This is a genomic window from Streptomyces changchenzhani, from assembly GCF_039766235.1.
Lineage (GTDB): Bacteria > Actinomycetota > Actinomycetes > Streptomycetales > Streptomycetaceae > Streptomyces.
Map to the genome: position 1 here is coordinate 233,802 of NZ_JBDHNH010000009.1, position 21,479 is coordinate 255,280.

A 21,479-nucleotide genomic window follows, 5' to 3' on the forward strand; every position below is an offset into this window, starting at 1 on the left:
GCCGGTCGGCAAGAGGGGGGCGCCGACCGGCCGGTGTCACCGTTCGTTCATGTGCCGCTCAGCGGCACATGAGCGGCTCAGATACCGGCGGCCAGGCCTGTGGCCAGGCCCGTGACACCAGTGGTGTTGAGGCCGGTGGCCGAGTCGGCGAGGCCGGTGACCGTGCCGACGGTGGTGTCGACGGTGTTGGTGGCAGTGCCGACCACACCGCCGAGCAGGCCGCCGGACACGTTGTCCAGGTCGGCGTCGGAGATTTCCTGGGTCGCAACCTGGGGAGTGGAGTTCATGATGAGCTTCCCTTCACACATGGATATCTCGAAATAATCGCGACCGGCCCCGTCAAGAGCACCGGTTGCGATGTGAACGATCAAAGCACGTAGGCATGTTGCGCGGCCAATCGGACAACTGCCCGGATGCTTCGAATGCCTTCATCGAATTACCTGACGTGCACATGCGTCCATGAATTGGTGCCAGCTCCTTCACACAACCGGAGGTGTGGCTTCCGCACGTCCGGTGCGTTATCGACGCCGAACTGGACATTCCCGCACCAAAGATCTTCGGGCCCGGCGGGGTCGGGGAGGACGCGCGCCAGGTCCGTACCAGGGAGTGCGCTGCCTGCGTATTCAGTGTGCAGATTCGCTGAAGGCGGCCGATCACAGGAGGCAGCCGCTCACAGAAGCGCCCGCTCGGGTACCTGCTCAACGCAGGACCGAACGGGCGCCAAAGAGTGGAACTTCAGGTCGCGGAGCTCACACTTTCCACCAGGTCAGGAATCCGCTCCACCACTTGCCCCGCTGCGGAGCGCCCTGCGTGGCCTGCGCATTGTTGTTTCCGGGCCTGGGGCCGCCGGCCCCGTAGGGCGCGGGCGCCTTTCGCTCCTTGCGTTCCGGGGTGAAGCGGGCGGGAAGAGACTTCAGCGCGCGGTGGAAGGGCCCCGGCCGCCACGCGAGCGTGTCCACGGGGACGGCCAGGTCGATGTCCGGCAGGCTGTTGAGAAGCTTCTCGATCGCCAGTACGGCGATCAGCAGGGCCGGGTCCTTCGCCGGGCAGGCGTGCGTTCCCGCGCCCCAGGCGAGGTGGGCCCGCTTGCTGAGCATCTGGCCGCTCGCGGAATTCGAGGACAGTGCGGGGTCGGAATTGGCCGCGGCGAAGCTGATGACCACGGGAGTACCCGCGGCCACCTCGACTCCACCGAGGTCGACGTCGTACACCGGGTAGTGCGAGGCGTAGTTGGCGATCGGCGGGCTGTTCCACAGCACGTCGTTGATCGCGTCCTCGACCAGCAGACCGGCCGTGTGCTGGCCACCGGAGTACTTGTCGTCGGAGAGCAGCAGCCGCAGCGCGTTGGCGATGAGGTTCTGGGTGGGTTCGGTGCCCGCCCCGATGAGCATCACGAGCTGATGGATCATCTCCTCGTCGCTGAGCCCCGCCTCGTGCTGCATCAGCCACGAGGTGATGTCCTCGCCGGGCTGTGTCCGCTTGAGCGTCACCAGCTCGAAGAGGGACGTGGTGAGCATCTCGTTGGCCCGCTCCACGTCCACGCCGTCGAAGATGCCGGAGAAACCGTGGAGCAGCCGGTCGCCGATCTCGGCGGGACACCCGAAGAGATCGTTGAAGACCAGCAGCGGCAGCAGCTGCGCGTAGTCCGCGATCAGGTCGGCCTCACCATGGCCGTCGAACTGGTCGATGAGGTAGGCGGCGACGCGGTCGACATGCCGGCTCATCCGGTGTGTGTCGATCCGGGCCAGCGAGTCGGTCACCGCCTGACGCAGCCTCAAGTGCTGGGCGCCGTCGGTGAACAGACAGTTCGGGCGGTACGCCATCATGGGGAGAACGGGGCTGTCCAGCTGCACCCGCCCCTCGCTCAGGGCGCGCCAATGGCGCGAGTGCCGGGCGAAGACGTCGGGGTTCTGCAGCACATGCAACGCCGCCGTGTAGTCGGTGACCAGCATGGCCTCCACTCCGGGGGCGAGCTCGACGGGACCGGCCGGTCCGTACCCGCGCAGGTGCTGGTAGAAGCCCTGCGGGTCGGCGGCGAATTCGGGCCCGTGCAGGGGGACACTCGCACCACTGTTGTGGGCCGGGCAGCCGGGCGGCGGGGCCTGGGCCTCCGGGGGGTATTGCATGCCGAACTCCTAGGAAAGGCGCGACTGGAGGTAACGGACGAGAGCGATGAGCGCGTTCGCCGATGAACGTTCGTCGCGCGCGTCGCAATTGACGAGTGGCGTCTCGGGAAGGAGATCGAGAGCCTCCCGTATCTCGTCGTCCACGTGGCTCGGGGTGTCGCCGAACCGGTTGACGGCGATGGTGTACGGAATCCCGTACTGCTCGACCAGATCCATCACGGGGAAGGACTCTTCGAGCCGCTCGGGGTCGACGAGGACCAGCGCCCCGAGGGCGCCTCGGGACATGTCTTCCCAGACCTGGACGAAGCGCTGCTGTCCGGGTGTCCCGAAGAGATAGAGGACGAGGTGCTCGCTGAGCGTCAGCCGTCCGAAGTCCATGGCCACCGTGGTGGTGGTCTTGCCGGGGGTGCCCTTGAGATCGTCGACCTTCTCGCCGGCCCGCGTCATGACCTCTTCGGTGCGCAGCGGCGGGATCTCGGAGAGCGTCCCGATCAGAGTGGTCTTGCCGACCGCGAAGTGCCCGACCACGAGGATCTTCGCCGCGGTCTGCACCGAATCACTCAGGTAAGTGCGGTCATCCAAAGCGGGCTTGGAGGCCATTGAGCACCTCCTCAAGAATCCGCCGCTCGACGGGCTCGGCGCGTGGGATGGGTGTGCGCGTGAAGAGGTATCCCGCGCCCTTGAGGTCGGACAGCAGGAGCCTGACGATGCCGACGGGCAACTGTGTGTGTCCGGCGATCTCCGCGACCGCGAGGTAGCCGCCCGAGCAGAGCTCGACCAGACGGCGCTTCTCCGGATCGAGGAGATCCGTTCTGGGGGCCTCGTCGGCCACAGTGATCAAAGTGATCAGCGACAGCTCATCGTAGTCCAGCAGACTGCGGCCATTGGTGATCACATACGGCCGCACTAATTGGGGTGCTTCCGGTCCCTGCTCGGGATCGTCCGGTGTCGTCATGCCTTGGTATCAGCAATCTCGCGAGGGGGGCTGGTCAGGGCCTTGCCGAGTTGACCGACGAGCTGCTGCATACGGAAGGTGATCTCGGCCATGTCGACCTCGGGGGAGGCGGATACGGCGAGATAGGCACCTTCGCCCGCGGATATGAGAAAGACCCAGCCGTGCTCGAATTCGACGAGGGTCTGGCGCCAGGTCGGGCGGTCGCTCGGTGGTCTGCCACAGAAGTCGGCCACCGTGCGGGAGAGAGACTGCATGCCGCTCATCGCCGCGGCCAGGGTGTCGGCGTGGTCCCTGCCGACTTCCTTCGAGCGGGCCATGAGCAGGCCGTCCGCGGAAACGAGAATCGCGTGGCGTGCCTCGGGCACTTCCAGAGCACTGTCAAGCATCCACGACAGGTCGTAATTCACTGAGCCTCATGCCCTTCGCTACTTGCGCTGGTTGAACGTCGTCCTGAGTGCGTCCCCCGTTGAAATGCCCCCATGACAGAGGCGATCTGTTCTGTCGATCGTGCCGGTGCGGCGTCCGTGTCGGCCGTGTCGGCCGTGGGCACGATCGAAATCGCGCCCCTGCGCCGACGTTTGGGCAAGCCTCCGAAGGTGGTCGCCGCAGCCACCGGAATCTCTTCGGATTCGACCGCGGGCGCGGAAAATTCGCCCATCGGGGGATTTTCCTTGACCTCGCGCACCTCGCGCTTGCGTACGGGCGCCTCGGGCCTGTGCTCGGGTTCCGGCATGGCGGTGAGGAGTTCGTCGGGCAGCAGCACCACGGCGCGTACCCCTCCATAGGGAGAGGTCGAGTCGACGGAGACACTGAATCCGTACCGTGCGGCCAGTACACCGATCACGGTGAATCCGAACTGCGGCGGATTCCCGAGCCCCGAGACTCCTGGCGAGCGCTCACTCGAAAGGAGCTTCGCCGCCCGGCTCTTCTCCTCCTCGTTCATTCCCACACCGGCGTCGTCGACAATGATGCAGACGCCCTTCGGCACCGGGCGGATGTTGATCTCGATCATTGTTTCTGGCGACGAGTAACTCGTGGCATTGTCGAGCAGTTCCGCGAGGGTGAGCGCGACCGGTTCCACGGCCTTGCTGACGATGGCGAAATTGCTCTGCGTGCGGATCTCGACCCGGGCGAAGTGCCGGATGCGGCCCTTCGCGCTGCGCACGACATCGTACAGCGACGCGGCCGTCCGCTGTCGGCCGAGCCAGCCGTCGCACAGCACGGCGATGGACTGGGCGCGCCGCGCGAATTGCGAGTTCATATGGTCGATGTCCAGCAGGTCCTGGAGAATCTGCTGGTCGCCGTACTTGCCCTGCAACTTGCTGATGGCGAGCTGCTGTTCGCTGGCGAGTCCCTGAAGCGTACGCATCGCCGACTTCAGCGCGGTCTTGGTGTCGTCCTCGGCGCGCTCCTTCGCCTCTTGCACCGACTCCGCGTAATGCTCTTCAAGAGTGGCGTAATGTGAGGCGAGTTCCAGCTTTTCCTTGCGCAGTCCGTTGGTGGTTTTCCTGCCACGGACCAACGCGGTCGCGGCAACAGGAGTTCCAGCAATCAATGCCCACAGCGCTGGGTCCTGGAAGTATTGATTCATAAGGCTCTCTTTGAGTGGCTGGGCCGCCGTCCGCAGAATATCCGGGGAATGCGTCCGGGTGCGCTCATGCTCTCGGGGCCACCGGATCGGGCGCCGCGCGTCCTCTCCTGCCCGACTGCCTCAAAAGGCCCGGCTGATGGCATAGCTCTCCCCGGGGGTGGCCGAATCCTGGGCTGACGCGGTACGTTTTCGCGCCATAGCGGCTCCCCCGCCGCCTGGCAAGCGTTGATGACCTTACCATCACTCGATGGGGTGGTGATCAAGTAGTTTCCTCTCTCTTCTGGGTATCTGACGGAAATTCAGCAGAGGTTGCTGTATGGGGACTTGACGGCATTTGATGCCATGTCAGTAATGTGGCCACCTCTCGTGGTGGCCTGTCAGGCCCGGAGTCGAAGGAGGCCGCGCGGGGTGCAGCGGTATCCGGCCGGGCCCAGTTACGCGCGGCGGCCCCTGCGCCTACACTGACTCCCCCGAGATGCCCATTGACCTGGCACAACGAGGAGCAGCCCGATGTTCTACAACCTGCTCAAGTACGTGCTTCTCGGCCCGTTGCTGAGGCTGCTCTTCCGGCCCAGCATCGAAGGACTCGATCACATCCCCGAGGACGGCGCCGCGATCGTCGCCGGCAACCACCTGTCGTTCTCCGACCACTTCCTGATGCCCGCGATCATCAAGCGGCGCATCACCTTCCTCGCCAAGGCCGAGTACTTCACCGGCCCCGGTCTCAAGGGCCGTCTGACCGCCGCGTTCTTCCGCAGCGCCGGGCAGATCCCGGTCGACAGATCGGGCAAGGAGGCAGGGAAGAACGCCATTCGTGAGGGGCTCGGTGTCCTGCACAAGGGCGAGTTGCTCGGGATCTACCCGGAGGGCACGCGCTCGCACGACGGCCGCCTCTACAAAGGCAAGGTCGGGGTGGCCGCCATGGCGATCAAGGCGCAGGTGCCGGTGGTGCCGTGCGCGATGGTCGGCACGTTCGAGATCCAGCCGCCCGGTCAGACGGTGCCCCGCATCAAGCGCGTCACCGTCCGCTTCGGTGAGCCGATGGACTTCACGCGCTACGCGGGCATGGAGAACCAGAAGGCGGCGCTGCGTGCGGTCACCGACGAAATCATGTACGCGATTCTCAACCTGTCCGGGCAGGAGTACGTGGACCGGTACGCGGCCGAAGTGAAGGCCGAAGTCAAGGCCGAGGTGAAGGCCGAGCAGACGAAGAAGTTCCCCAGGCTGCATCGCTGACCGCGAATCGGCGCACAGCGAACGGGCCCGATCCGGTGGCCGTGCCCCCCGTAGCATCCCGGGCATGAGCAGAGGAATCGCGTGTGTACTCGGGGCGACAGGACAGCTCGGGCGGCCCGCCGTGCGGGCTCTCGCCGCGGACGGCTGGGACGTGCGGGCCGCCTCGCGCAGCGGCCGCCGGGACGACTCCTGGCCCCAGGATGTAAGGACCGTCCGGGTCGACCGGGACGAGGAGGGGGCGCTGGCCGCCGCGCTCGGCGACGGCTGCGACGTGCTGGTCGACATGGTCGCCTTTGGCCGTGACCACGCCCGGCAGCTGATCGCCCTCGCGGACCGGGTCGGGTCCGCGGTGGTCATCTCCAGCGGCGCGGTCTACGCGGACGACCGGGGCCGCAGCTTCGACACCCAGAATGAGCCGGGCGGCTTCCCCCGCTACCCGGTGCCGATCCTGGAGAGCCTACCGACGGTGGCGCCGGGAGACACGACGTACAGCACCTGCAAGGCAGCCCTGGAAGAGGAGTTGCTGGCGAGCACGCTGCCGACGACGCTGCTGCGGGCGGGCGCGGTGCATGGGCCGTACTGCCGGACTCCGCGCGAACTGTTCTTCGTGAAGCGCGGGTTGGACGGTCGCAAGGTGCGGGTGCTGGCGTTCGGCGGGAAGAGCCGGTTCCACCCGGTGCATGTCTCCAACGTCGCCGAGATGATCCGGCTGGCCGCGCGCAGGCCCGGCTCGCGGGCGCTCAACTCGGGGGACCCCACGGCTCCGACCGTCGCCGAGATCGCTACGGCGATCGACCGGGTCATGGGCCTGGAGACCGAGACCGTCCTGGTGGACGGCCCGGCGCCGGTCGGGGATGTCGGGCTGAGCCCATGGGGTATCGAGCATCCCCTCGTGTTCGACATGACCGCCGCCGAACGCGAGTTGGGCTACCGGGCCGTCACCACCTACGCGGAGTCGCTGCCGGCGACGGTCGCATGGCTGGTGCGGGAGCTGGACGGCAGGGAGTGGACGGAGGCCTTCGCCAAGATGGCGCAGCGCGACGGTGATCTCTTCAAGTACGCCGAGGAGGACGCCTGGCTGGCACAGCGAAAGTAGCGATACGGCGGTGTGAAGGAGATGAAGAAGGGGCGGCCGGAAGTCCGGCCGCCCCTTCTTGCCTACTTACTTGCCTACTTGCCTGCCTACTTGCCTGCCGTGAACCGTTACGGCTTCGGCGTGGCGTGCGGTGCGCACGTCACGTCGCGGCGGTCGGTCTTCCCAGTGAGCAGGTAGGTGTCGACCCGGTCGTTGACGCACGGGTTGGCGATCCCGGTGACGCCGTGCGAGCCGGCGCCCTTCTCGGTGATCAGGCGCGAGCCCTTGAACCGCTTGTGCAGCTCGACGGCGCCCTCGTACGGAGTGGCGGCGTCACGCTCGGCCTGGACGATCAGCACCGGCGGCAGTCCCTTGCCGGACTTCACGTTCAGCGGGGTCTGCTGCTTGCTGGACCAAGTGGCGCAGGGCAGGTTCATCCACGCGTTGGCCCACGTCATGAACGGGTGGTCCTTGTGCAGCCGGGTGTTGTCCCGGTCCCACTTCTTCCAGCTGGTCGGCCACTTGGCGTCCGTGCACTCGACGGCCGTGTAGACGGCGTTGCCGTTCTCCGCGGACGCGTTGCCTTTGGTGTCCGACAGGTCGGGGGCGATGGCGTCGATGAGCGCCTGGGTGTCACCGGCGACGTACTTGCTCCACGTCTGAGCAGTGGGCACCCAGGCCGAGTCGTAGTACGGCGCGCTCTGGAAGAACCCGACCAGTTCGGCGGGGCCGACGATGCCGCCGAGCGGCGCCTTCTTGGCGGTGGCGCGCAGCTTGACCCACTGCTGCTCGACCTTCTCGGGGGTGTTGCCGATGTGGAAGGTGGCGTCGTTGGCGGCGACCCACTTCTTCCAGTCGTTCCAGCGCATCTGGAAGGCGACGTCCTGGTCCAGGTTGGCCTGGTACCAGATCTTCTCCTTCGACGGGTTGACCACGCTGTCGACGATCATGCGGCGGACGTGGTTCGGGAACAGGGTCCCGTAGACCGCGCCGAGGTAGGTGCCGTAAGAGACGCCGAGGAAGTTCAGCTTCTTCTCACCGAGCGCGGCGCGGACGACGTCCAGGTCGCGTGCGGTGTTCGGCGTGGTCATGTGCGGCAGCAGCCAGCCGCTGCGCTCCTGGCAGCCGTCCGCGTACTCGGCGGCGAGCTTGCGCTGGGCGCGCTTGTCGGCCTCGCTGTCGGGCACCGGGTCGAGCTTCGGCGCCTTGACGAACTCCTGCGGGTCGATGCAGGAGATCGGCGAGGAGTGGCCGACGCCGCGCGGGTCGAAGCCCACGAAGTCGTACGCCTTGGCGGCCTTCGTGTAGATCGGGTTCTTGGTGGTGACCCGGGTCGGGAACCGCAGGCCCGAGCCGCCGGGGCCGCCGGGGTTGTAGAGCAGGGCGCCCTGGCGGTCCTTCTTGGAGCCGGTGTTGCCGATACGGTCGACCGCGATCTTGATCTTGCGGCCGTTCGGTTTCGCGTAGTCGACCGGGACGCTGACGTAGCCGCACTGGATGGGCTTCGCGAATCCCCAGTCGGCCGGACAGTCGGTCCAGTCGATGCCCGCCTTCGCCGCGCGGTCCGCGGCGATCTGCGTCCCCCGTGCCTCCGACGTGCTGTGGCGCTGGCCGTCGGCGCTGGCCGACGGCGCGATTATCGCGCCGGCCATCAGTGTTCCCGCAATCAGAGTGCCGGCCGAGCCGAGCACTGCCGTACGCCTCAAGTGGTGCCTCCCCCTGTTTCAGTTGTGTCATGTGTGACGCAAGTGGTCAGTCAGTCGGTGTACGGCTGAATCCTGTCGTCTCAAGTGCCCCGGGCAACAGGCCGGACCGGTGTTTCTTTGCCAATCCCATAACCGGTGAGCCGTGTCCCGGTGAGCGGTGCAGGCGGAAGCTACCGAGGAACGACCATTTGGGCCGCTTCGTCCAGGACCCGGCGCAGCAGCAGCGCGTCGGACGCCACCGCCGTGACCAGCACCGCGGGTCCAGCGAGCGGAGTGAGCACCGCACTGTCCCCGAGCAGCCGCGCCTCGGGGCGTTCGGACGCGAACCTCGGGTCCACCACGAGCAGCTGGCCGGTCGCGCGCGCGCCGCCGAGCACCGCTCCCCCGTCCCAGCCGCCGGGCGCCCCAGGACCGTAGGAGAGCTCCTGATCCAGGAGCGGCCGGCCCGCCCGGCGCACGGTCAGCCGGGTGGTGAGCGTGCCGGGGTCCTCGCCGTGGCGGCCGAGGATCTGCTCCTCGCGCAGCACCAGGCGCGCGGAGGCGGCGAGTTCGACCCGGGTGGTCATCCGCAGATCGCTGCCGTACGCGGAGATCAGCTGCTCCGGCAGCCAGTCCAGCCGGGCGTCGTCGCCCACCGTCAGCCGTACGTCGTAACAGGCGTGGGCCGCGGTCCGCCCGGGAAGGGCGACCGTCGCCGCGGCCGAGTCCACGCACAGCGCGGCGCCGGCTCTCACCTCCGCCTCGACGGCCAGCCGGTCGCCGCCCAGTGGCGCGCTCATCGCACCGACGACGGTGACCCGGGCGTACGGTCCGGTGGTGCGGGTACGGCGCAGGGCGAGCGGCCCGTCGCTCTCCAGCACCGGCAGACTCGTACCGCCCCGGCCGTCGGGGGTGGCGGTGATACGGGCTGTCGCCGCGACACCCGCCGCGGCGGGCGACGAGCCGACGCGGGACGACTCGACGGCGGGCGTTGCCTCGGCTCGGGTGGCCGCGACCGTCGGTGCGGCGTTCATGAGCGTCACGCGGACCAGGCGGCAAGCTGCTCGCGGACCCAGTCGGTGATCGGCCGTACGCCGTCACCCGAGGTCAACGAGGTGAAGACCACGGGGAGTTCGCCGCGCTGCTCCTTGGCGTCGCGGGCCATCCGGCCGAGGTCGGAGCCGACGTAGGGCGCGAGGTCGGTCTTGTTGACGACCAGCAGGTCGGCGGTGGTGACGCCGGGCCCGCCCTTGCGCGGGATGTCGTCACCGCCCGCCACATCGATGACGAAGACCTGCGCGTCGACCAGCCCCTTGGAGAAGGTCGCGGTGAGATTGTCGCCGCCGGACTCCACCAGGATCAGATCGAGCGGCCCCACCGAGTCCTCCAGATCCTCGACCGCTTCGAGGTTGGCCGAGATGTCGTCCCGGATGGCGGTGTGCGGACAGGCCCCCGTCTCGACGGCCTGGATGCGCTCGGGCGGCAGCACCGCGTTGCGCAGCAGGAATTCGGCGTCCTCGCGCGTGTAGATGTCGTTGGTGACGACGGCGATGGACAGCTCCGTGCGCAGGGCCCGGCAGAGCGCGGCGACGGTCGCGGTCTTCCCGGAGCCGACCGGGCCGCCGAGCCCGATGCGCAGCGCGCGCCGCCGGCCGTCGGGGCGTACGGCGTCGGCGCTGACCGCGGCGGGGCCGGTGTGCGAGTGGTCGAGGTGCATGGGGCGGCTCTCCTAGGGAGTGTTACGAGGCGAAGAGGCGTACGGGCCAGGCCGCGTGCGCCTGGGCCGTGATGTCGAGCAGCGGCGCGGACGCGGCGGGCAGTGCGCCGGTGCCTTCGGCGAGCGCGAGCCCGGCGGCTTCGGCGGCCCGCCGCGCGACCTGGTCGAGTTCGGGTGCGAGGCGGGCGAGGACGGCGGTGGCCTCGAAAGGGTCCAGGCCGAGCAGGCGCACGGTCGCGGTCGTGGGGCCGCTGACGCTTTCGTACGCGGCGCAGTGTGCGGCGTCCTCGGGGCCGAGCCCCGCCGCGCGGGCGGTCAGGCCGAGCACGACGGGCTGGTGGGCGCCGCGTGGGCGCGCCGTGGCGAGCGCGTCGAGCTCGGCGCACGGCCAGGTGGCGCGGGCGGCGCGCATCAACTGCCGGCCGAGCTTGCGCGCCGTGGCCCGCAGGGCGGGTGAGGGCGTGCGGGCGTCGGCGGCCTCGTCGAGGTCGAGCGGGTCGATTCCGGCTGCGGCGGCAGCGGCGAGCGCCGCCGCGGTGAGCCCGGTGGTGTGCAGTCGTCCCCGGCAGAAGGCCGCGAGGTCGGGGGCGCTGCGGATGCGGCCCGCCTTGACGGCCGCTTCCGCCCCGCCCGAGTGGGCGTGGCCGCCGGCGGGGAAGCGGCCGTCGGCGAGGACGAGCAGGGCGGCGCGGCTCATCAGTGGCTCACCATCAGTAACTCATCATCAATAGCTCATCAGAAGAGGAAGTAACGCTGGGCGAGCGGGAGTTCGGCGGCGGGGGCAGGGTCGACCGGGTCGCCGTCGATGGTCACGGTGAAGGTGTCGGGGTCGACCTCGACACGCGGGAGCGCGTCGTTCTCCCGCATGTCGGCCTTGGTGAGCCCACGGGTGCTGGTGATCGGCACGAACTGCTTGCCGAGGCCGAGCCGCTCCCCCAGGCCGTCCTCGATCGCCGCCCCGGTGACGAAGTTGACGGAGTTGCCCGCCGGGGCCCTGCCGAGCGCGCCGAACATCGGCCGGGGCAGCACCGGTTGCGGGGTCGGGATGGAGGCGTTGGCGTCGCCCATCTGCGCGTACGCGATCTGTCCGCCCTTGATGACCAACTGCGGCTTGACGCCGAAGAAGACCGGGTCCCACAGCACCAGGTCGGCGAGCTTGCCGGTCTCGACGGAGCCGATCTCGCGGTCCAGGCCTTGGGCGACCGCCGGGTTGATGGTGTATTTGGCGACATAGCGACGTGCGCGGTGGTTGTCGGCCCGGCCGTCTCCCGGCAGCGGGCCGCGGCGCTTCTTCATCACGTGCGCGGTCTGCCAGGTGCGCATCGCGACCTCCCCGATACGGCCCATCGCCTGGGAGTCGGAGGAGATGATCGAGATGGCGCCGATGTCGTGCAGGATGTCCTCGGCCGCGATGGTGCTCGGCCTGATCCGGGACTCGGCAAAGGCCAGGTCCTCCGGCACGGCCGGGTTGAGGTGGTGACAGACCATCAGCATGTCGAGGTGTTCCTCGATGGTGTTGACGGTGTGCGGCCGGGTCGGATTGGTCGAGCTGGGCAGCACATAGGACTCGGAGACGACCGTGATGATGTCGGGCGCGTGCCCGCCGCCCGCGCCCTCGGTGTGGTACGCGTGGATGGACCGCCCGGCGATGGCGGCGAGGGTGTCGCCGACGAACCCGGCCTCGTTCAGGGTGTCGGTGTGGATGGCGAGCTGCGCGCCCGTCTCGTCGCAGACGCTCAGGCAGGCGTCGATGACGGCGGGGGTGGCTCCCCAGTCCTCATGGATCTTGAACCCGACCGCCCCGCCCCGCAGTTGGGAGTACATCGCCTCGCGGGACATCGTGTTGCCCTTGCCGAGCAGTCCGATGTTGACCGGGTAGTGCTCCAGCGCCTCGAACATCCGGGCCAGGTGCCAGGGCCCCGGCGTGACAGTGGTCGCCTTGGTGCCCTCGGCGGGGCCTGTGCCGCCGCCGACGAGGGTGGTGGTGCCCGAGGAGAGTGCCTGGTCGACGACGGTGGGCGAGATGAAGTGGACGTGGGCGTCGATGGTCCCGGCGGTGAGGATCTTGCCGTTGCCCGCGATGATCTCGGTCTCGGGCCCGATGATCAGGTCGGGGTGTACGCCGTCCATGGTGTCGGGGTTGCCGGCCTTGCCGATGCCGGTGATCCGGCCGTCCCTGATGCCGACGTCGGCCTTGACGATGCCCCAGTGGTCGAGGACGACCACGCCGGTGATGACGGTATCGGGGGCGCCTTCGGCGCGGGTGGTCCTGGCCTGGCCCATCGACTCGCGGATCACTTTGCCGCCGCCGAACACCGCCTCGTCCCCCGCGCGGCCGGGTCCGCCCGAGTGGTCCTCCTCGATCTCGATCAGCAGGTCGGTGTCGGCGAGCCGGATGCGGTCGCCGGTGGTGGGGCCGAACAGGTCGGCGTACACCGCGCGATGGAGCTCAGGCATCGAGGGACCCTCCGGTCTCCCCACGCAGACCCGCGACGATGCGCAGACCGCCGATGGGGACGAGTTCGACGTCGACGGGGATACCGGGCTCGAAGCGCACGGCGGTGCCCGCGGCGATGTTGAGCCGCAGGCCATGGGCGACGGTGCGGTCGAAGTCGAGGCCGGGGTTGGCCTCGGCGAAGTGGTAGTGGGAGCCGACCTGGACGGGCCGGTCGGCGGCGTTCAGGACGGTGAGGCGGGTGACGGCGCGGCCCTCGTTGATGCGCACAGGACCGTCGCCGTAAAGAATTTCCCCAGGGATCATCGCCGAGGCCCCGTCAGACGATCGGTTCATGGACGGTGACGAGCTTGGTGCCGTCCGGGAAGGTCGCCTCCACCTGTACGTCGTGGATCATCTCGGGGATGCCCACCATGACGTCGTCGCGGCCGAGCACCTTGCGGCCGGACGACATGAGTTCAGCGACGGTGCGGCCGTCCCTGGCCCCTTCGAGGATGTGCGCGGTGATGAGCGCGACCGTCTCGGGGTGATTGAGCTTCACCCCGCGCGCCCTGCGCTTCTCCGCCACATCGGCGGCCACATGGATGAGCAGTCGTTCCTGCTCGTGCGGAGTCAGTTGCACGTGCCCACCTCACAGTTGTCCCGCCCAGAACCGTAGGGGCGCAGCGGGACCCTAGCCCACTTCAACACTCTGTTGACCTGCGCTTGAGGACCTCACGGCCTGAGGTTGAACGTTAGGGGTGAAGTTTTTCCGGCGCGTTAACTGATCTTGGGTTGTTGCATGGACATCAGCCCCCGCAGCCTGTCCTCCAGCACGTCGACCTCCACGTCGCCGAAGAGCGCCTGCTGGGCGATGAAGCCCTGGGCGATGGCGATGAGGGTGCGGGCCACCTGGTCGGGTGGGACGTCCGAGGCCATCAAGCCGTTGTCGCGGTAGGCCTCCACCAGCTTGGCCCAGGACAGCCGCAGTCCGCCGTACCCCTCGTCCAGCGTGGCGGCGAGCTGCTCGTTGCGCAGGGTCTCGGTCCACACCTGGACGCGGCGGCGGCCCGCACCGCCATCGAGGACCAGGTCGTATACGGCGCGGTGGTCGTCACCCCGAAGGGGCCCGAGCTGCTGACCGCCTCCGCCGCGAGCCCCGTGGTGGCCCAGCTGCTGCGCGAGGCAGTGACCGCTCAGGCCCCGCCCGGCACACAGGTGCGGTTCACGGATGTGGCCGCCGCCCCCGCCGGGGACCCACGCGGCAGCGGACGGGGGCACACGCCCTTTCGCGTACACGCCCTATCTGCACGCTCAGCTCTCGCGGTGGCCGTCGCCGTGTTCGGTTCGGTGCTCCACGCCGTGTTCGGTACCGCGTTCGATGCGGTGCTCGGCGGCGATGCCGAAGCGCCGCCGTTCGCCCGGAGCGGACGCGAGCGAGCCGATGGTGGAGACGGAGCTGATCACCTGCTCCTCGGCCACCTCCGCGTCGCTTTCGAGTCGCTGCAGGTCAGCGGCGGAAACCAGCGCCACGAGCGGCTTCCCGTGACGTGTCACGACCACCCGCTCCCCGCCGTACACCACACGGTTGATCAGCTCGGCGAGCTCTGCTCGGGCTTGCGTCACCGGAATCTCGTAGGCCATGCTCCCCATATTACGGCTTGTACGTCCTGTACATTTTTTACAGAAACTGAGCACGAGCCCGAGCAGCATGAGGAGAGCCACTGCCATGCACCGCATCTCTGCCCCCGCCGCGCGCCATGTACTTCCCGAGTTCACGGAGCGCACCAGCACCGGGACCCGAACCATGGATCCGTACTCCAGGCTGCTGGAGGAGCGCATCGTCTTTCTGGGAACGGCTGTCGACGACACGGCCGCCAACGACGTGATGGCGCAGTTCATGTACCTCGAACACGCCGCCCCCGACCGGGACATCTCGCTCTACATCAACTCCCCCGGCGGTTCGTTCACCGCCATGTCCGCGATCTACGACACGATCCAGTTCGTCACCTGCGACGTGGAGACGATCTGCCTGGGCCAGGCCGCCTCCTCCGCCGCCGTGCTCCTCGCGGCCGGCGCCCCCGGAAAGCGGCTCGCCCTGCCGGGTGCGCGGGTGGTCCTCAGCCAGCCCTCCATCGACCAGCCCCTGCGGGGCCAGCCGTCGGATCTGGAGATCGAGGCGCGGGAGCTGCTGCGCATGCGCGAGATGCTCACCGAGCTGCTGGCGCGCCACACCGGGCAGAGCCTGGAGCGCGTCGGCGAGGACATCGAGCGCGACAAGATCTTCGATGCCGGGGCGGCCGAGGCGTACGGCCTGGTGGACCACATCGTGCAGAGCCGCAAGGACACCCACGCCTCCCCCTCACCGAGGTGAGCCGCGATGCTGCCGCCCGAGCCGCCTCCGCTGCCCGCGCTCACCCGCGCCGAGGGTGAGTTCGTCGACCGCTATCTCGAAGTGGTCGATCTGCTGGGACGGATCAACCCGGCGCGCGCAACGGACACCTATGGGGCACTGCGGGCCGCGCAGGCCCTCGCCTCGAAGGCTCCCGCGCTGCGGGACGCCCTCACTCTGATGCACGAGCGGGGCGAAACCAGGGTGCACGCCGCCACTCTGACGCGGGCACTGCGCGTTCTCGACGGGGAGCGGCGCTCGGGACGGGTCACCGTGCCACCGGTTTCATCGAGTTGACGGCGCTCGGCTCGGCCTTCGAGCCGCTCGTCGTACGACACGCGCTCCCTCGAATGGCGTAGTCGAGGGGTGGACAGGAGTACCGCTCGACTTGCACATCGCACCTACACACCATCCGGAATGAATCACTCCGGTGCTGGTACAGCGGTCCCCACGCACCGACGACGGCGGACGCAATCACCCTTGTCCACCCGAACGGTTCAGTGGTGAGGAGCCTCACAAAACGTCATTTCAGCTCGGAAAACAGACGGGGCATGGGTCAAGATCCCTGGGACGACAAGCCCCTGCCACACGGCGGGGCGGTCCGGGTGGACGCTTAGTCCTGCCGCCTCCCGGATGCCTGGTCGACAGAGTGCAACGGCAGGAGTGGAGGACCCAAGCGCGTCGGGATGGCCTGGCTACATGGCCGTCCCTTGGGGTGAAGCCGCTTGACGCGGCCGGACATCTTCGCCTGTCCGAACCCGACAGGTCATCCTTCACAGGCGGCTGACGAAGGGTTGCGCATGACCGCGCACATAAATGTTCCGTCGCTGATGACAAGAACCGGAGCAGCTTCGGCCCTCACCATCGCCGTAATGGGCGCCTCGATGCTGGCGCCAGGAGCCGCCAGTGAGGCGCAGGCCGCCCCGGCGCACTCGACGAAGGCACTGAAAGTGGCCGCGTCGAAGAAGGGGTCCCCGTACGGGTACGGGGCAGCAGGTCCCAACCGGTTCGACTGCTCGGGACTGACGGTCTACTCGTTCAAGAAGGCGGGCAAGAGACTGCCGCGCACCGCCCAGTCCCAGTACAACAAGACCCGCCGCGTCTCCTCCTCCAGCAGGGTCCGCGGCGACCTGGTCTTCTTCCACTCCGGGCGGAGCGTCTACCACGTGGGCATCTACGCCGGCAGTGGCAAGATCTGGCACTCCCCCAAGAGCGGGTCCGTGGTGCGACTGGAGAAGATCTGGTCCAAGAGCGTCTGGTACGGCAGGGTGCGCTGACCCCGGCCCCGGCCCCACCCCGGTAACGGGCCGGGACGGTCACGGTGACGGTGGTGTTCACCGGCACCGTGACCACCCACCCGTCGCGGCGACCCGATCCCCCGGCGGCGTGGTCACACCGCCCCCAGCGGCCCGGCCAGCAGGATCAGCCCCAGCACCGCGAGCGCGCCGCCACTGACCGCCTCGACGGCGCGGGCCGCGCGCGGACGCCGCAGCCAGGGGCCAAGGCGGTCCACCAGGAGCGCGACCACGAGGAACCAGAGCAGGGCCAGTACGACAACGATCAAGGCGAGCAACAGCGTCCTGGGGAGCGGCGGCCGACCCGCGGGCACGAACTGGGGCAGCAGGCTGAGGAAGAGAACCGGCGCCTTCGGGTTGAGCGCGTTGGTGAGGAAGCCCTGCCGAAGGCTGCGGCCGACACCGCCCACGGACCTCTCCTCGCGCCCCGCGCCCGGCCGGCCCTCCGGTGCGGAAGCAGTCGTGGAACCAGGTGTGGAACCAGGTGTGGAACGCAGCACCGACAGCAGCGCACGGCAGCCCAGGTAGAGGATGTAGGCGCCGCCAAGCAGCTGGATCGCGCGGAACAGGGCCGGTACGGCGACCAGCACGGCAGCCAGCCCCGCGACGGCCAGCGCGGTGTGCACCAGCAGTCCGCCCGCGACGCCGACCGCGCTCACGACCCCCGCACGGCGTGACGCCAGTGCGTTGCGTACGACGACCGCGAAATCCGCGCCGGGCATGGCGACCATGCCTGCGGCGACGCCGGTGAAGGCGACCAGTTGTGCGTCCATGGCCCCCATCCTGGACCGGCCAGGGCTTTAGCATGTACTTGCAATCTTCTTGGTCTGCCTAAAGGAACTGTTGGGGGTCGGCCGCCCCCGGGGAAGCTCACCATGTACGACCCGACACGGCTGGCGGCGCTGGTCGCGGTCGCCGAGGCCGGTTCCATCACCCGGGCCGCCGCGCGCCTCGGCTACACTGCGCCCGCGCTGTCGCAGCAGCTCGCCAAGCTGGAGCGCGAGACGGGCGCCACCTTGCTGGTGCGCCACCACCGCGGGGCCAGGCTGACGGCCGCGGGTGAGCTGCTGGCGGTGCGGGCTCGGCGGGTGCTCGGCGAGCTGGAACTGGCGCGGCACGAACTCGCGCAGCTGGCGGGCCTGTCGGGCGGCCGGCTCCGGGTCGGCACGTTCACGACGGCCGGCATCCATCTGCTGCCGCCGGTGCTCAGCGCGTTCCGCCGTGCGCATCCCGATGTGGAGCTGGCGGTCGCCGACTACGAGCCGCCGGACGGTGTCACCGCGGTGGCGGCCGGCGAGGTGGACCTGGCACTGACCCACAGTTACGAACCGGCGCCGACCGTGCCACTGCCCGCCGGGGTGGCGGCGGAGCGGCTGCTGGTCGAGGAGCTGGTGCTGGTGACGGCGCCAGGACACGCGCTGGCCGGCGGCTCGGTCCGACTGCGCCTGGCGGACCTGGCCGGCCAGCCGCTGATCAGCAGCGCGCCGACCCATCCGCCCCGCCAGGGTGTGGAGGCGGCGCTGGCCGCCGCGGGGGCGACGCCCGCGGTGGTGTGCGAGTCGCCCGGGTACGCGCTGGTGTGCGCACTGGTCAGTGCGGGGCTCGGGGTGGCCGTGGTGCCCGAGATGGTCGCCGCGATGGCGACGACCCCGGTGGGATCGCGGGCGCTGGCGGACGCCGGGCTGCGGCGCACCATCTCGGTCGTGCACAGGACCGGCGAACGGAGCCCGGCCGCGGACACCCTGCGGGCCTTGCTGCGCGGCGCGTTCGGACGGGCGGCAGGTACCGGCCGGAGCGGGGCCGGCTGAGCACGCTCGCCGGGGACTGCCCCTCGCCGCCCGCCGGCCGCCGCGCACAGTCGAGCGGCACGCCCTGCACACTCTGCCCGACCAGGCACAACACCCGCCTGGACTAAGCGTGGACTACGCCTGGACGGGTGTCTGGACGGGGAGTTGGACGGGCGCAGTCCACGGCAGTGCGATCCAGACGGTCTTGCCGCCCTCGGCCGTGGGTGTGACGGACAGCCGTCCGCCGTACTCCACGGTGAGACAGCGGATGATCACCATGCCGCGCCCGTTGTCCTGCTGGACCGCGGCGGGCAGCCGCTTCGGCCACCGAGGGTGACTGTCGGTGACACCGATACGCAACTGCTCGTCCCGCTCCAGCTGTACGTCCACGGTGAAGGTGGGCGACTGGCCGCGTGTGTGCTGCACCGCGTTGGTGGCGAGCTCCGAGACGATCAGCCGGACCATATCGGCTACATCGGAATCCGGTGGCATGCCCCAGCCCCCGAGAATTTCCGCGACGTATCTCCGTGCCGTGGAGACCGAGGCTGGATCGCTCGGCAGAGTGACGGATGATTCCTGATGGTCTGCCATGGCGACGCTGTCCCTTTCCCACCGGGGCCGGACTCCGACTCGTAGCGGATTCAACTTCGAGGGCGGCCTCGGATTGTGCTCTGCGCCAGAGTGACACTCATGGTGCCGTGATAGTTGGCGTTCCTCCAAGATATGCATATATCTGTCGCTCGAAGCGGTGAACTCTGCTACGCGAGAGCGTATTTGGGCGGCAGAATGGCGCATCGGCGCGGGGTGGAGGGAGTCAATATGCGGAACGGTCCCGCGGTGCGGCGACGCAAGCTGGGGGAAGAGTTACGCAAGCTGCGCGACCGCGCCGGGCTGACCAGCCCGGAAGCCGCCTGTCTGGTCGGGTGGCACCAGTCGAAGGTGAGTAGGATCGAGACGGGCCGCAGCGCCGTGAAGGCGACCGATGTGGCCCTATTGCTGAATGTGTACGAAGTGTGCGATCCGCAGCTTCGGGCGTTGCTGGAGGCGTTGGCCGGCTCCGCGAACGACGCGGGAATCCATTGGTGGCACGCCTATCGCGGGCTGTTGCCGCCGCAGTACCGGGACTTCATCAGCCTGGAGTCCCAGGCGAGTTCGGCGCGCACGCTGGAGAACACCGTGGTCCCGGGGCTGCTGCAGACACCGGACTACGCACGGGCGGTGACCCGGGCCGCGCTGGGCGCCCCGCCGGCGCAGAGGGTGAACTCGCTGGTGGAGGTGCGCATCGCCCGCCAGGAGGTGCTGCGGGCCGAGGATCCGCTGGAGTTGAGCGCGGTCCTGGACGAGGCGGTACTGCGGCGACAGGTGGGGGGCCGGAGGACCATGACACGTCAGTTGCAGCAGTTGCTGGAGAGGGCGCAGTTGCCTCATGTCCGTGTGCAGATCGTGCCTTTCGCTGCCGGTGGGCACATCGGTCTCACCGGTCCTTTCGTTATCTTCTCCTTTCCGAACATTGCTGATCTGGATGTGGTTGTCATCGACCACTTGACGAGTAGCCTCTACCTCGAACGGAAAGAAGACCTCAAGGCGTACAGCGCCGCATTCGACACACTCCAGGCCCAGGCCCTTTCACCTGAGGACTCGTTTCATCTCATCAGGGGGATCAGGAACAACGCATAGGGAGGCCCCATGTCCGCACCTCTTGCGAACGTTCCTTCCAGCACTTTCCCGTACAGAGTCCAGTGGCGTCGCAGCAGTCGCAGTACCGGTATGAACAACTGCGTAGAGGCTGCCCGTTTGGCCGGTGATCTGCTGGCCGTGCGCGATTCCAAGAACGTCACACGCCCCGCGCTGCTCTTCGCGACGGACGCGTGGAAGTGCTTTCTGTCGGCCGTACGCCATCAGGAGTTCGGCCAGGCGTATTGAGAGTCACGCGGTGGGTGCGGTCCCGCGGATTGTGCCCACCGCTTCTTCGACCTGCTGATCGGTCAGGTCGGCCCGCGCCGTGAGCCTGAGGCGGGAGATCCCGTCGGGCACCGACGGTGGCCGGAAACAGCCCACCACGAGCCCGGCCGCGCGGCAGTCGGCCGCCCAGCGCACCGCCGCCTCCGGCGAGGGTGCCAGGACCGACACCACGGCGGCGTCGGGGCGCACCGCGGTCAGGCCCGCGCCGGTCAGCCCGCGATGCAGGGCGACCGCCACGGCTCGGGCGCGCGCGGCCAGCTCCGGTTCCCGGCGCAGCAGCCGCAGGCTCGCGAGGGCCGCACCGGCGGCGGCCGGGGCGAGACCCGTGTCGAAGATGAATGTACGGGCCGTGTTGACCAGGTGGTCGATGACCTTGGCCGGGCCGAGGACCGCCCCGCCCTGGCTGCCCAGGGACTTCGACAGGGTGAGGGTCGCGACGACACCGTCCGCGCCCGCGATCCGCGCCTCGTCCAGGGCGCCCCGGCCGCCGTCGCCCAGCACCCCGAGGCCGTGCGCGTCGTCGACGAGGAGCGCCGCGCCGTACGCCCGACAGGCCTCCGCCAGCTCCGCCAGTGGCGCCGCGTCACCGTCCACCGAGAACACCGAGTCGGTGACGGCCAGCGCACGGCCGTCGTGCGCGTCGAGCGTCTTGCGTACGGCGTCGGGGTCGGCGTGCGGCACGACCGCGGTCTCGGCGCGCGCGAGGCGGCAGCCGTCCACGATCGAGGCATGGTTGAGGGCGTCGGAAACGATCAGCGAGCCGTGGCCGCCGAGCGCGGTGAGGGCGGCAAGGTTGGCGGCGTAACCGGAGGACAGGACGAGGGCGGCCTCGAAGCCGCAGAATTCGGCGAGTTCGCGCTCCAGCTCGGCATGCAGCTCAGTGCTACCGGTGACCAGCCGTGACCCGGTGGCGCCCGCGCCCCAGCGGCGGGCGGCCCCGGCGGCGGCCGAGGTGACCTCGGGGCGGTGGGTGAGACCGAGGTAGTCGTTGCTCGCGAGGTCGAGCAGCGTGCTTTCGGCGGGCCTCGGGCGCAGGGTCCTGACGAGTCCGGCCGCCGCGCGCAGCCGCGCCTGCTCGTCGATCCAGCCGAACGGTGCGAACGGTCCCTGCGGCATCGGTGAGTCCCTTTTGTAGGCAGCCCACAGACACTAGCCGGGGGCACGTGCGGGCAGGGTGTGGCAATACCCACACCTCAAGACCATGCTCTTGTGTGATTCCACCTT

General features: G+C 69.0%; 26 protein-coding genes and 1 riboswitch. Of the genes, 8 read left to right on the plus strand and 18 right to left on the minus strand.

All coding sequences use genetic code 11. The features are described from left to right. Positions 1 to 77: 77 nt before the first annotated feature. From ABCR94_RS27355 to ABCR94_RS27380, 6 genes are all read right to left on the minus strand, one after another. The gene (locus ABCR94_RS27355; RefSeq protein WP_347122701.1) at positions 78 to 287 is read right to left on the minus strand and encodes a type A2 lantipeptide; all 210 of its coding nucleotides are present in this window, start codon (positions 285 to 287) and stop codon (positions 78 to 80) included. A 462-nt stretch (positions 288 to 749) separates the two neighbouring features. After that, positions 750 to 2,126, minus strand: a complete 1,377-nt coding sequence (locus ABCR94_RS27360; RefSeq protein ID WP_347122702.1) for a cytochrome P450 — start codon at positions 2,124 to 2,126, stop codon at positions 750 to 752. A 9-nt stretch (positions 2,127 to 2,135) separates the two neighbouring features. Next, on the minus strand, positions 2,136 to 2,726 hold the full coding sequence (locus ABCR94_RS27365; protein ID WP_347122703.1) for a GTP-binding protein: 591 nt from the start codon (positions 2,724 to 2,726) through the stop codon (positions 2,136 to 2,138). Further along, positions 2,701 to 3,081 carry a DUF742 domain-containing protein gene (locus ABCR94_RS27370; RefSeq protein ID WP_347122705.1) on the minus strand — a complete coding sequence of 127 codons (381 nt, stop codon included), beginning with the start codon at positions 3,079 to 3,081 and terminating at the stop codon, positions 2,701 to 2,703. Before ABCR94_RS27370 ends, ABCR94_RS27365 begins: the two co-directional genes overlap by 26 nt. Beyond that, on the minus strand, positions 3,078 to 3,488 hold the full coding sequence (locus ABCR94_RS27375) for a roadblock/LC7 domain-containing protein (RefSeq protein WP_347122707.1): 411 nt from the start codon (positions 3,486 to 3,488) through the stop codon (positions 3,078 to 3,080). Before ABCR94_RS27375 ends, ABCR94_RS27370 begins: the two co-directional genes overlap by 4 nt. After that, positions 3,485 to 4,672, minus strand: coding sequence for an ATP-binding protein (locus tag ABCR94_RS27380; protein WP_347122708.1), 1,188 nt, complete (start codon positions 4,670 to 4,672; stop codon positions 3,485 to 3,487). Before ABCR94_RS27380 ends, ABCR94_RS27375 begins: the two co-directional genes overlap by 4 nt. Before the next feature lie 510 nt (positions 4,673 to 5,182). Here ABCR94_RS27380 and ABCR94_RS27385 point away from each other — a divergent pair. Then, positions 5,183 to 5,908 (plus strand): lysophospholipid acyltransferase family protein, encoded by a 726-nt coding sequence (locus ABCR94_RS27385; RefSeq protein ID WP_347122710.1) that lies wholly within the window; start codon positions 5,183 to 5,185, stop codon positions 5,906 to 5,908. Between the two features lie 64 nt (positions 5,909 to 5,972). Next, positions 5,973 to 7,004: an NAD-dependent epimerase/dehydratase family protein gene (locus ABCR94_RS27390; protein ID WP_347122712.1), complete on the plus strand. Its 1,032-nt coding sequence runs from the start codon at positions 5,973 to 5,975 to the stop codon at positions 7,002 to 7,004. A 107-nt stretch (positions 7,005 to 7,111) separates the two neighbouring features. Here the strand turns inward: ABCR94_RS27390 and ABCR94_RS27395 are convergent, their stop codons facing one another. From ABCR94_RS27395 to ABCR94_RS27435, 9 genes are all read right to left on the minus strand, one after another. After that, positions 7,112 to 8,635 carry an alpha/beta hydrolase gene (locus ABCR94_RS27395; protein WP_347122713.1) on the minus strand — a complete coding sequence of 508 codons (1,524 nt, stop codon included), beginning with the start codon at positions 8,633 to 8,635 and terminating at the stop codon, positions 7,112 to 7,114. A 224-nt stretch (positions 8,636 to 8,859) separates the two neighbouring features. Beyond that, positions 8,860 to 9,702, minus strand: a complete 843-nt coding sequence (locus ABCR94_RS27400) for an urease accessory protein UreD (RefSeq protein ID WP_521978011.1) — start codon at positions 9,700 to 9,702, stop codon at positions 8,860 to 8,862. A 5-nt stretch (positions 9,703 to 9,707) separates the two neighbouring features. Then, a complete protein-coding gene (ureG, locus tag ABCR94_RS27405; RefSeq protein WP_347122716.1) occupies positions 9,708 to 10,385 on the minus strand; it encodes an urease accessory protein UreG in 678 nt (225 codons plus the stop codon). A gap of 22 nt (positions 10,386 to 10,407) precedes the next feature. After that, positions 10,408 to 11,082, minus strand: coding sequence for an urease accessory protein UreF (locus ABCR94_RS27410; RefSeq protein ID WP_347122718.1), 675 nt, complete (start codon positions 11,080 to 11,082; stop codon positions 10,408 to 10,410). 38 nt (positions 11,083 to 11,120) lie between these two features. Next, positions 11,121 to 12,842, minus strand: a complete 1,722-nt coding sequence (locus ABCR94_RS27415) for an urease subunit alpha (protein ID WP_347122719.1) — start codon at positions 12,840 to 12,842, stop codon at positions 11,121 to 11,123. Continuing rightward, entirely contained in the window at positions 12,835 to 13,146 is a 312-nt protein-coding gene (locus tag ABCR94_RS27420; protein ID WP_347122720.1) for an urease subunit beta, read from the minus strand. The genes ABCR94_RS27415 and ABCR94_RS27420 overlap by 8 nt, the downstream gene beginning before the upstream one ends. Before the next feature lie 13 nt (positions 13,147 to 13,159). Continuing rightward, positions 13,160 to 13,462, minus strand: a complete 303-nt coding sequence (locus ABCR94_RS27425; protein ID WP_347122722.1) for an urease subunit gamma — start codon at positions 13,460 to 13,462, stop codon at positions 13,160 to 13,162. 137 nt (positions 13,463 to 13,599) lie between these two features. Continuing rightward, positions 13,600 to 14,100 carry a TetR family transcriptional regulator C-terminal domain-containing protein gene (locus tag ABCR94_RS27430; RefSeq protein ID WP_347122724.1) on the minus strand — a complete coding sequence of 167 codons (501 nt, stop codon included), beginning with the start codon at positions 14,098 to 14,100 and terminating at the stop codon, positions 13,600 to 13,602. Positions 14,101 to 14,133: 33 nt separating this feature from the next. Beyond that, positions 14,134 to 14,463: a type II toxin-antitoxin system Phd/YefM family antitoxin gene (locus tag ABCR94_RS27435; protein WP_347122725.1), complete on the minus strand. Its 330-nt coding sequence runs from the start codon at positions 14,461 to 14,463 to the stop codon at positions 14,134 to 14,136. Positions 14,464 to 14,557: 94 nt separating this feature from the next. On the opposite strand from ABCR94_RS27435, the gene ABCR94_RS27440 reads away from it, so the two are divergent. The 3 genes from ABCR94_RS27440 to ABCR94_RS27450 all read left to right on the plus strand — a co-directional run bounded on the left by ABCR94_RS27440 (position 14,558) and on the right by ABCR94_RS27450 (position 16,488). Then, on the plus strand, positions 14,558 to 15,193 hold the full coding sequence (locus ABCR94_RS27440) for an ATP-dependent Clp protease proteolytic subunit (protein WP_347123106.1): 636 nt from the start codon (positions 14,558 to 14,560) through the stop codon (positions 15,191 to 15,193). Between the two features lie 6 nt (positions 15,194 to 15,199). Next, positions 15,200 to 15,508, plus strand: a complete 309-nt coding sequence (locus ABCR94_RS27445) for a hypothetical protein (protein ID WP_347122727.1) — start codon at positions 15,200 to 15,202, stop codon at positions 15,506 to 15,508. Positions 15,509 to 15,835: 327 nt separating this feature from the next. Beyond that, a riboswitch (cyclic di-AMP (ydaO/yuaA leader) is annotated at positions 15,836 to 16,008 on the plus strand. Positions 16,009 to 16,011: 3 nt separating this feature from the next. Continuing rightward, positions 16,012 to 16,488 carry a C40 family peptidase gene (locus tag ABCR94_RS27450; RefSeq protein WP_347122729.1) on the plus strand — a complete coding sequence of 159 codons (477 nt, stop codon included), beginning with the start codon at positions 16,012 to 16,014 and terminating at the stop codon, positions 16,486 to 16,488. A 113-nt stretch (positions 16,489 to 16,601) separates the two neighbouring features. Here ABCR94_RS27450 and ABCR94_RS27455 read toward each other — a convergent pair whose 3' ends face one another. After that, positions 16,602 to 17,279, minus strand: coding sequence for a LysE family translocator (locus ABCR94_RS27455; RefSeq protein ID WP_347122730.1), 678 nt, complete (start codon positions 17,277 to 17,279; stop codon positions 16,602 to 16,604). Positions 17,280 to 17,381: 102 nt separating this feature from the next. Between ABCR94_RS27455 and ABCR94_RS27460 the strand changes: the two genes are divergently transcribed. After that, positions 17,382 to 18,314 (plus strand): LysR family transcriptional regulator, encoded by a 933-nt coding sequence (locus ABCR94_RS27460; RefSeq protein ID WP_347122732.1) that lies wholly within the window; start codon positions 17,382 to 17,384, stop codon positions 18,312 to 18,314. A gap of 114 nt (positions 18,315 to 18,428) precedes the next feature. Here the strand turns inward: ABCR94_RS27460 and ABCR94_RS27465 are convergent, their stop codons facing one another. After that, entirely contained in the window at positions 18,429 to 18,884 is a 456-nt protein-coding gene (locus ABCR94_RS27465; RefSeq protein ID WP_347122734.1) for an ATP-binding protein, read from the minus strand. A gap of 228 nt (positions 18,885 to 19,112) precedes the next feature. On the opposite strand from ABCR94_RS27465, the gene ABCR94_RS27470 reads away from it, so the two are divergent. Both ABCR94_RS27470 and ABCR94_RS27475 read left to right on the plus strand, forming a co-directional pair. Further along, positions 19,113 to 19,970, plus strand: coding sequence for a helix-turn-helix domain-containing protein (locus tag ABCR94_RS27470; RefSeq protein ID WP_347122736.1), 858 nt, complete (start codon positions 19,113 to 19,115; stop codon positions 19,968 to 19,970). 9 nt (positions 19,971 to 19,979) lie between these two features. Further along, entirely contained in the window at positions 19,980 to 20,216 is a 237-nt protein-coding gene (locus tag ABCR94_RS27475; RefSeq protein ID WP_347122737.1) for a DUF397 domain-containing protein, read from the plus strand. A gap of 3 nt (positions 20,217 to 20,219) precedes the next feature. Here the strand turns inward: ABCR94_RS27475 and ABCR94_RS27480 are convergent, their stop codons facing one another. Beyond that, positions 20,220 to 21,371: an 8-amino-7-oxononanoate synthase gene (locus tag ABCR94_RS27480; protein WP_347122738.1), complete on the minus strand. Its 1,152-nt coding sequence runs from the start codon at positions 21,369 to 21,371 to the stop codon at positions 20,220 to 20,222. Positions 21,372 to 21,479 lie beyond the last annotated feature (108 nt).

What these genes read in the sequence shown, in the direction of transcription:
- ABCR94_RS27355 (WP_347122701.1), bottom strand. Translation starts at nt 287, where the DNA reads ATGAACTCCACTCCCCAGGTTGCGACCCAGGAAATCTCCGACGCCGAC.
- ABCR94_RS27360 (WP_347122702.1), bottom strand. Translation starts at nt 2,126, where the DNA reads ATGCAATACCCCCCGGAGGCCCAGGCCCCGCCGCCCGGCTGCCCGGCC.
- ABCR94_RS27365 (WP_347122703.1), bottom strand. Translation starts at nt 2,726, where the DNA reads ATGGCCTCCAAGCCCGCTTTGGATGACCGCACTTACCTGAGTGATTCG.
- ABCR94_RS27370 (WP_347122705.1), bottom strand. Translation starts at nt 3,081, where the DNA reads ATGACGACACCGGACGATCCCGAGCAGGGACCGGAAGCACCCCAATTA.
- ABCR94_RS27380 (WP_347122708.1), bottom strand. Translation starts at nt 4,672, where the DNA reads ATGAATCAATACTTCCAGGACCCAGCGCTGTGGGCATTGATTGCTGGA.
- ABCR94_RS27385 (WP_347122710.1), top strand. Translation starts at nt 5,183, where the DNA reads ATGTTCTACAACCTGCTCAAGTACGTGCTTCTCGGCCCGTTGCTGAGG.
- ABCR94_RS27390 (WP_347122712.1), top strand. Translation starts at nt 5,973, where the DNA reads ATGAGCAGAGGAATCGCGTGTGTACTCGGGGCGACAGGACAGCTCGGG.
- ABCR94_RS27395 (WP_347122713.1), bottom strand. Translation starts at nt 8,635, where the DNA reads ATGGCCGGCGCGATAATCGCGCCGTCGGCCAGCGCCGACGGCCAGCGC.
- ABCR94_RS27400 (WP_521978011.1), bottom strand. Translation starts at nt 9,702, where the DNA reads ATGAACGCCGCACCGACGGTCGCGGCCACCCGAGCCGAGGCAACGCCC.
- ureG (WP_347122716.1), bottom strand. Translation starts at nt 10,385, where the DNA reads ATGCACCTCGACCACTCGCACACCGGCCCCGCCGCGGTCAGCGCCGAC.
- ABCR94_RS27410 (WP_347122718.1), bottom strand. Translation starts at nt 11,082, where the DNA reads ATGAGCCGCGCCGCCCTGCTCGTCCTCGCCGACGGCCGCTTCCCCGCC.
- ABCR94_RS27415 (WP_347122719.1), bottom strand. Translation starts at nt 12,842, where the DNA reads ATGCCTGAGCTCCATCGCGCGGTGTACGCCGACCTGTTCGGCCCCACC.
- ABCR94_RS27420 (WP_347122720.1), bottom strand. Translation starts at nt 13,146, where the DNA reads ATGATCCCTGGGGAAATTCTTTACGGCGACGGTCCTGTGCGCATCAAC.
- ABCR94_RS27435 (WP_347122725.1), bottom strand. Translation starts at nt 14,463, where the DNA reads ATGGCCTACGAGATTCCGGTGACGCAAGCCCGAGCAGAGCTCGCCGAG.
- ABCR94_RS27445 (WP_347122727.1), top strand. Translation starts at nt 15,200, where the DNA reads ATGCTGCCGCCCGAGCCGCCTCCGCTGCCCGCGCTCACCCGCGCCGAG.
- ABCR94_RS27450 (WP_347122729.1), top strand. Translation starts at nt 16,012, where the DNA reads ATGACCGCGCACATAAATGTTCCGTCGCTGATGACAAGAACCGGAGCA.
- ABCR94_RS27455 (WP_347122730.1), bottom strand. Translation starts at nt 17,279, where the DNA reads ATGGACGCACAACTGGTCGCCTTCACCGGCGTCGCCGCAGGCATGGTC.
- ABCR94_RS27460 (WP_347122732.1), top strand. Translation starts at nt 17,382, where the DNA reads ATGTACGACCCGACACGGCTGGCGGCGCTGGTCGCGGTCGCCGAGGCC.
- ABCR94_RS27465 (WP_347122734.1), bottom strand. Translation starts at nt 18,884, where the DNA reads ATGGCAGACCATCAGGAATCATCCGTCACTCTGCCGAGCGATCCAGCC.
- ABCR94_RS27470 (WP_347122736.1), top strand. Translation starts at nt 19,113, where the DNA reads ATGCGGAACGGTCCCGCGGTGCGGCGACGCAAGCTGGGGGAAGAGTTA.
- ABCR94_RS27475 (WP_347122737.1), top strand. Translation starts at nt 19,980, where the DNA reads ATGTCCGCACCTCTTGCGAACGTTCCTTCCAGCACTTTCCCGTACAGA.
- ABCR94_RS27480 (WP_347122738.1), bottom strand. Translation starts at nt 21,371, where the DNA reads ATGCCGCAGGGACCGTTCGCACCGTTCGGCTGGATCGACGAGCAGGCG.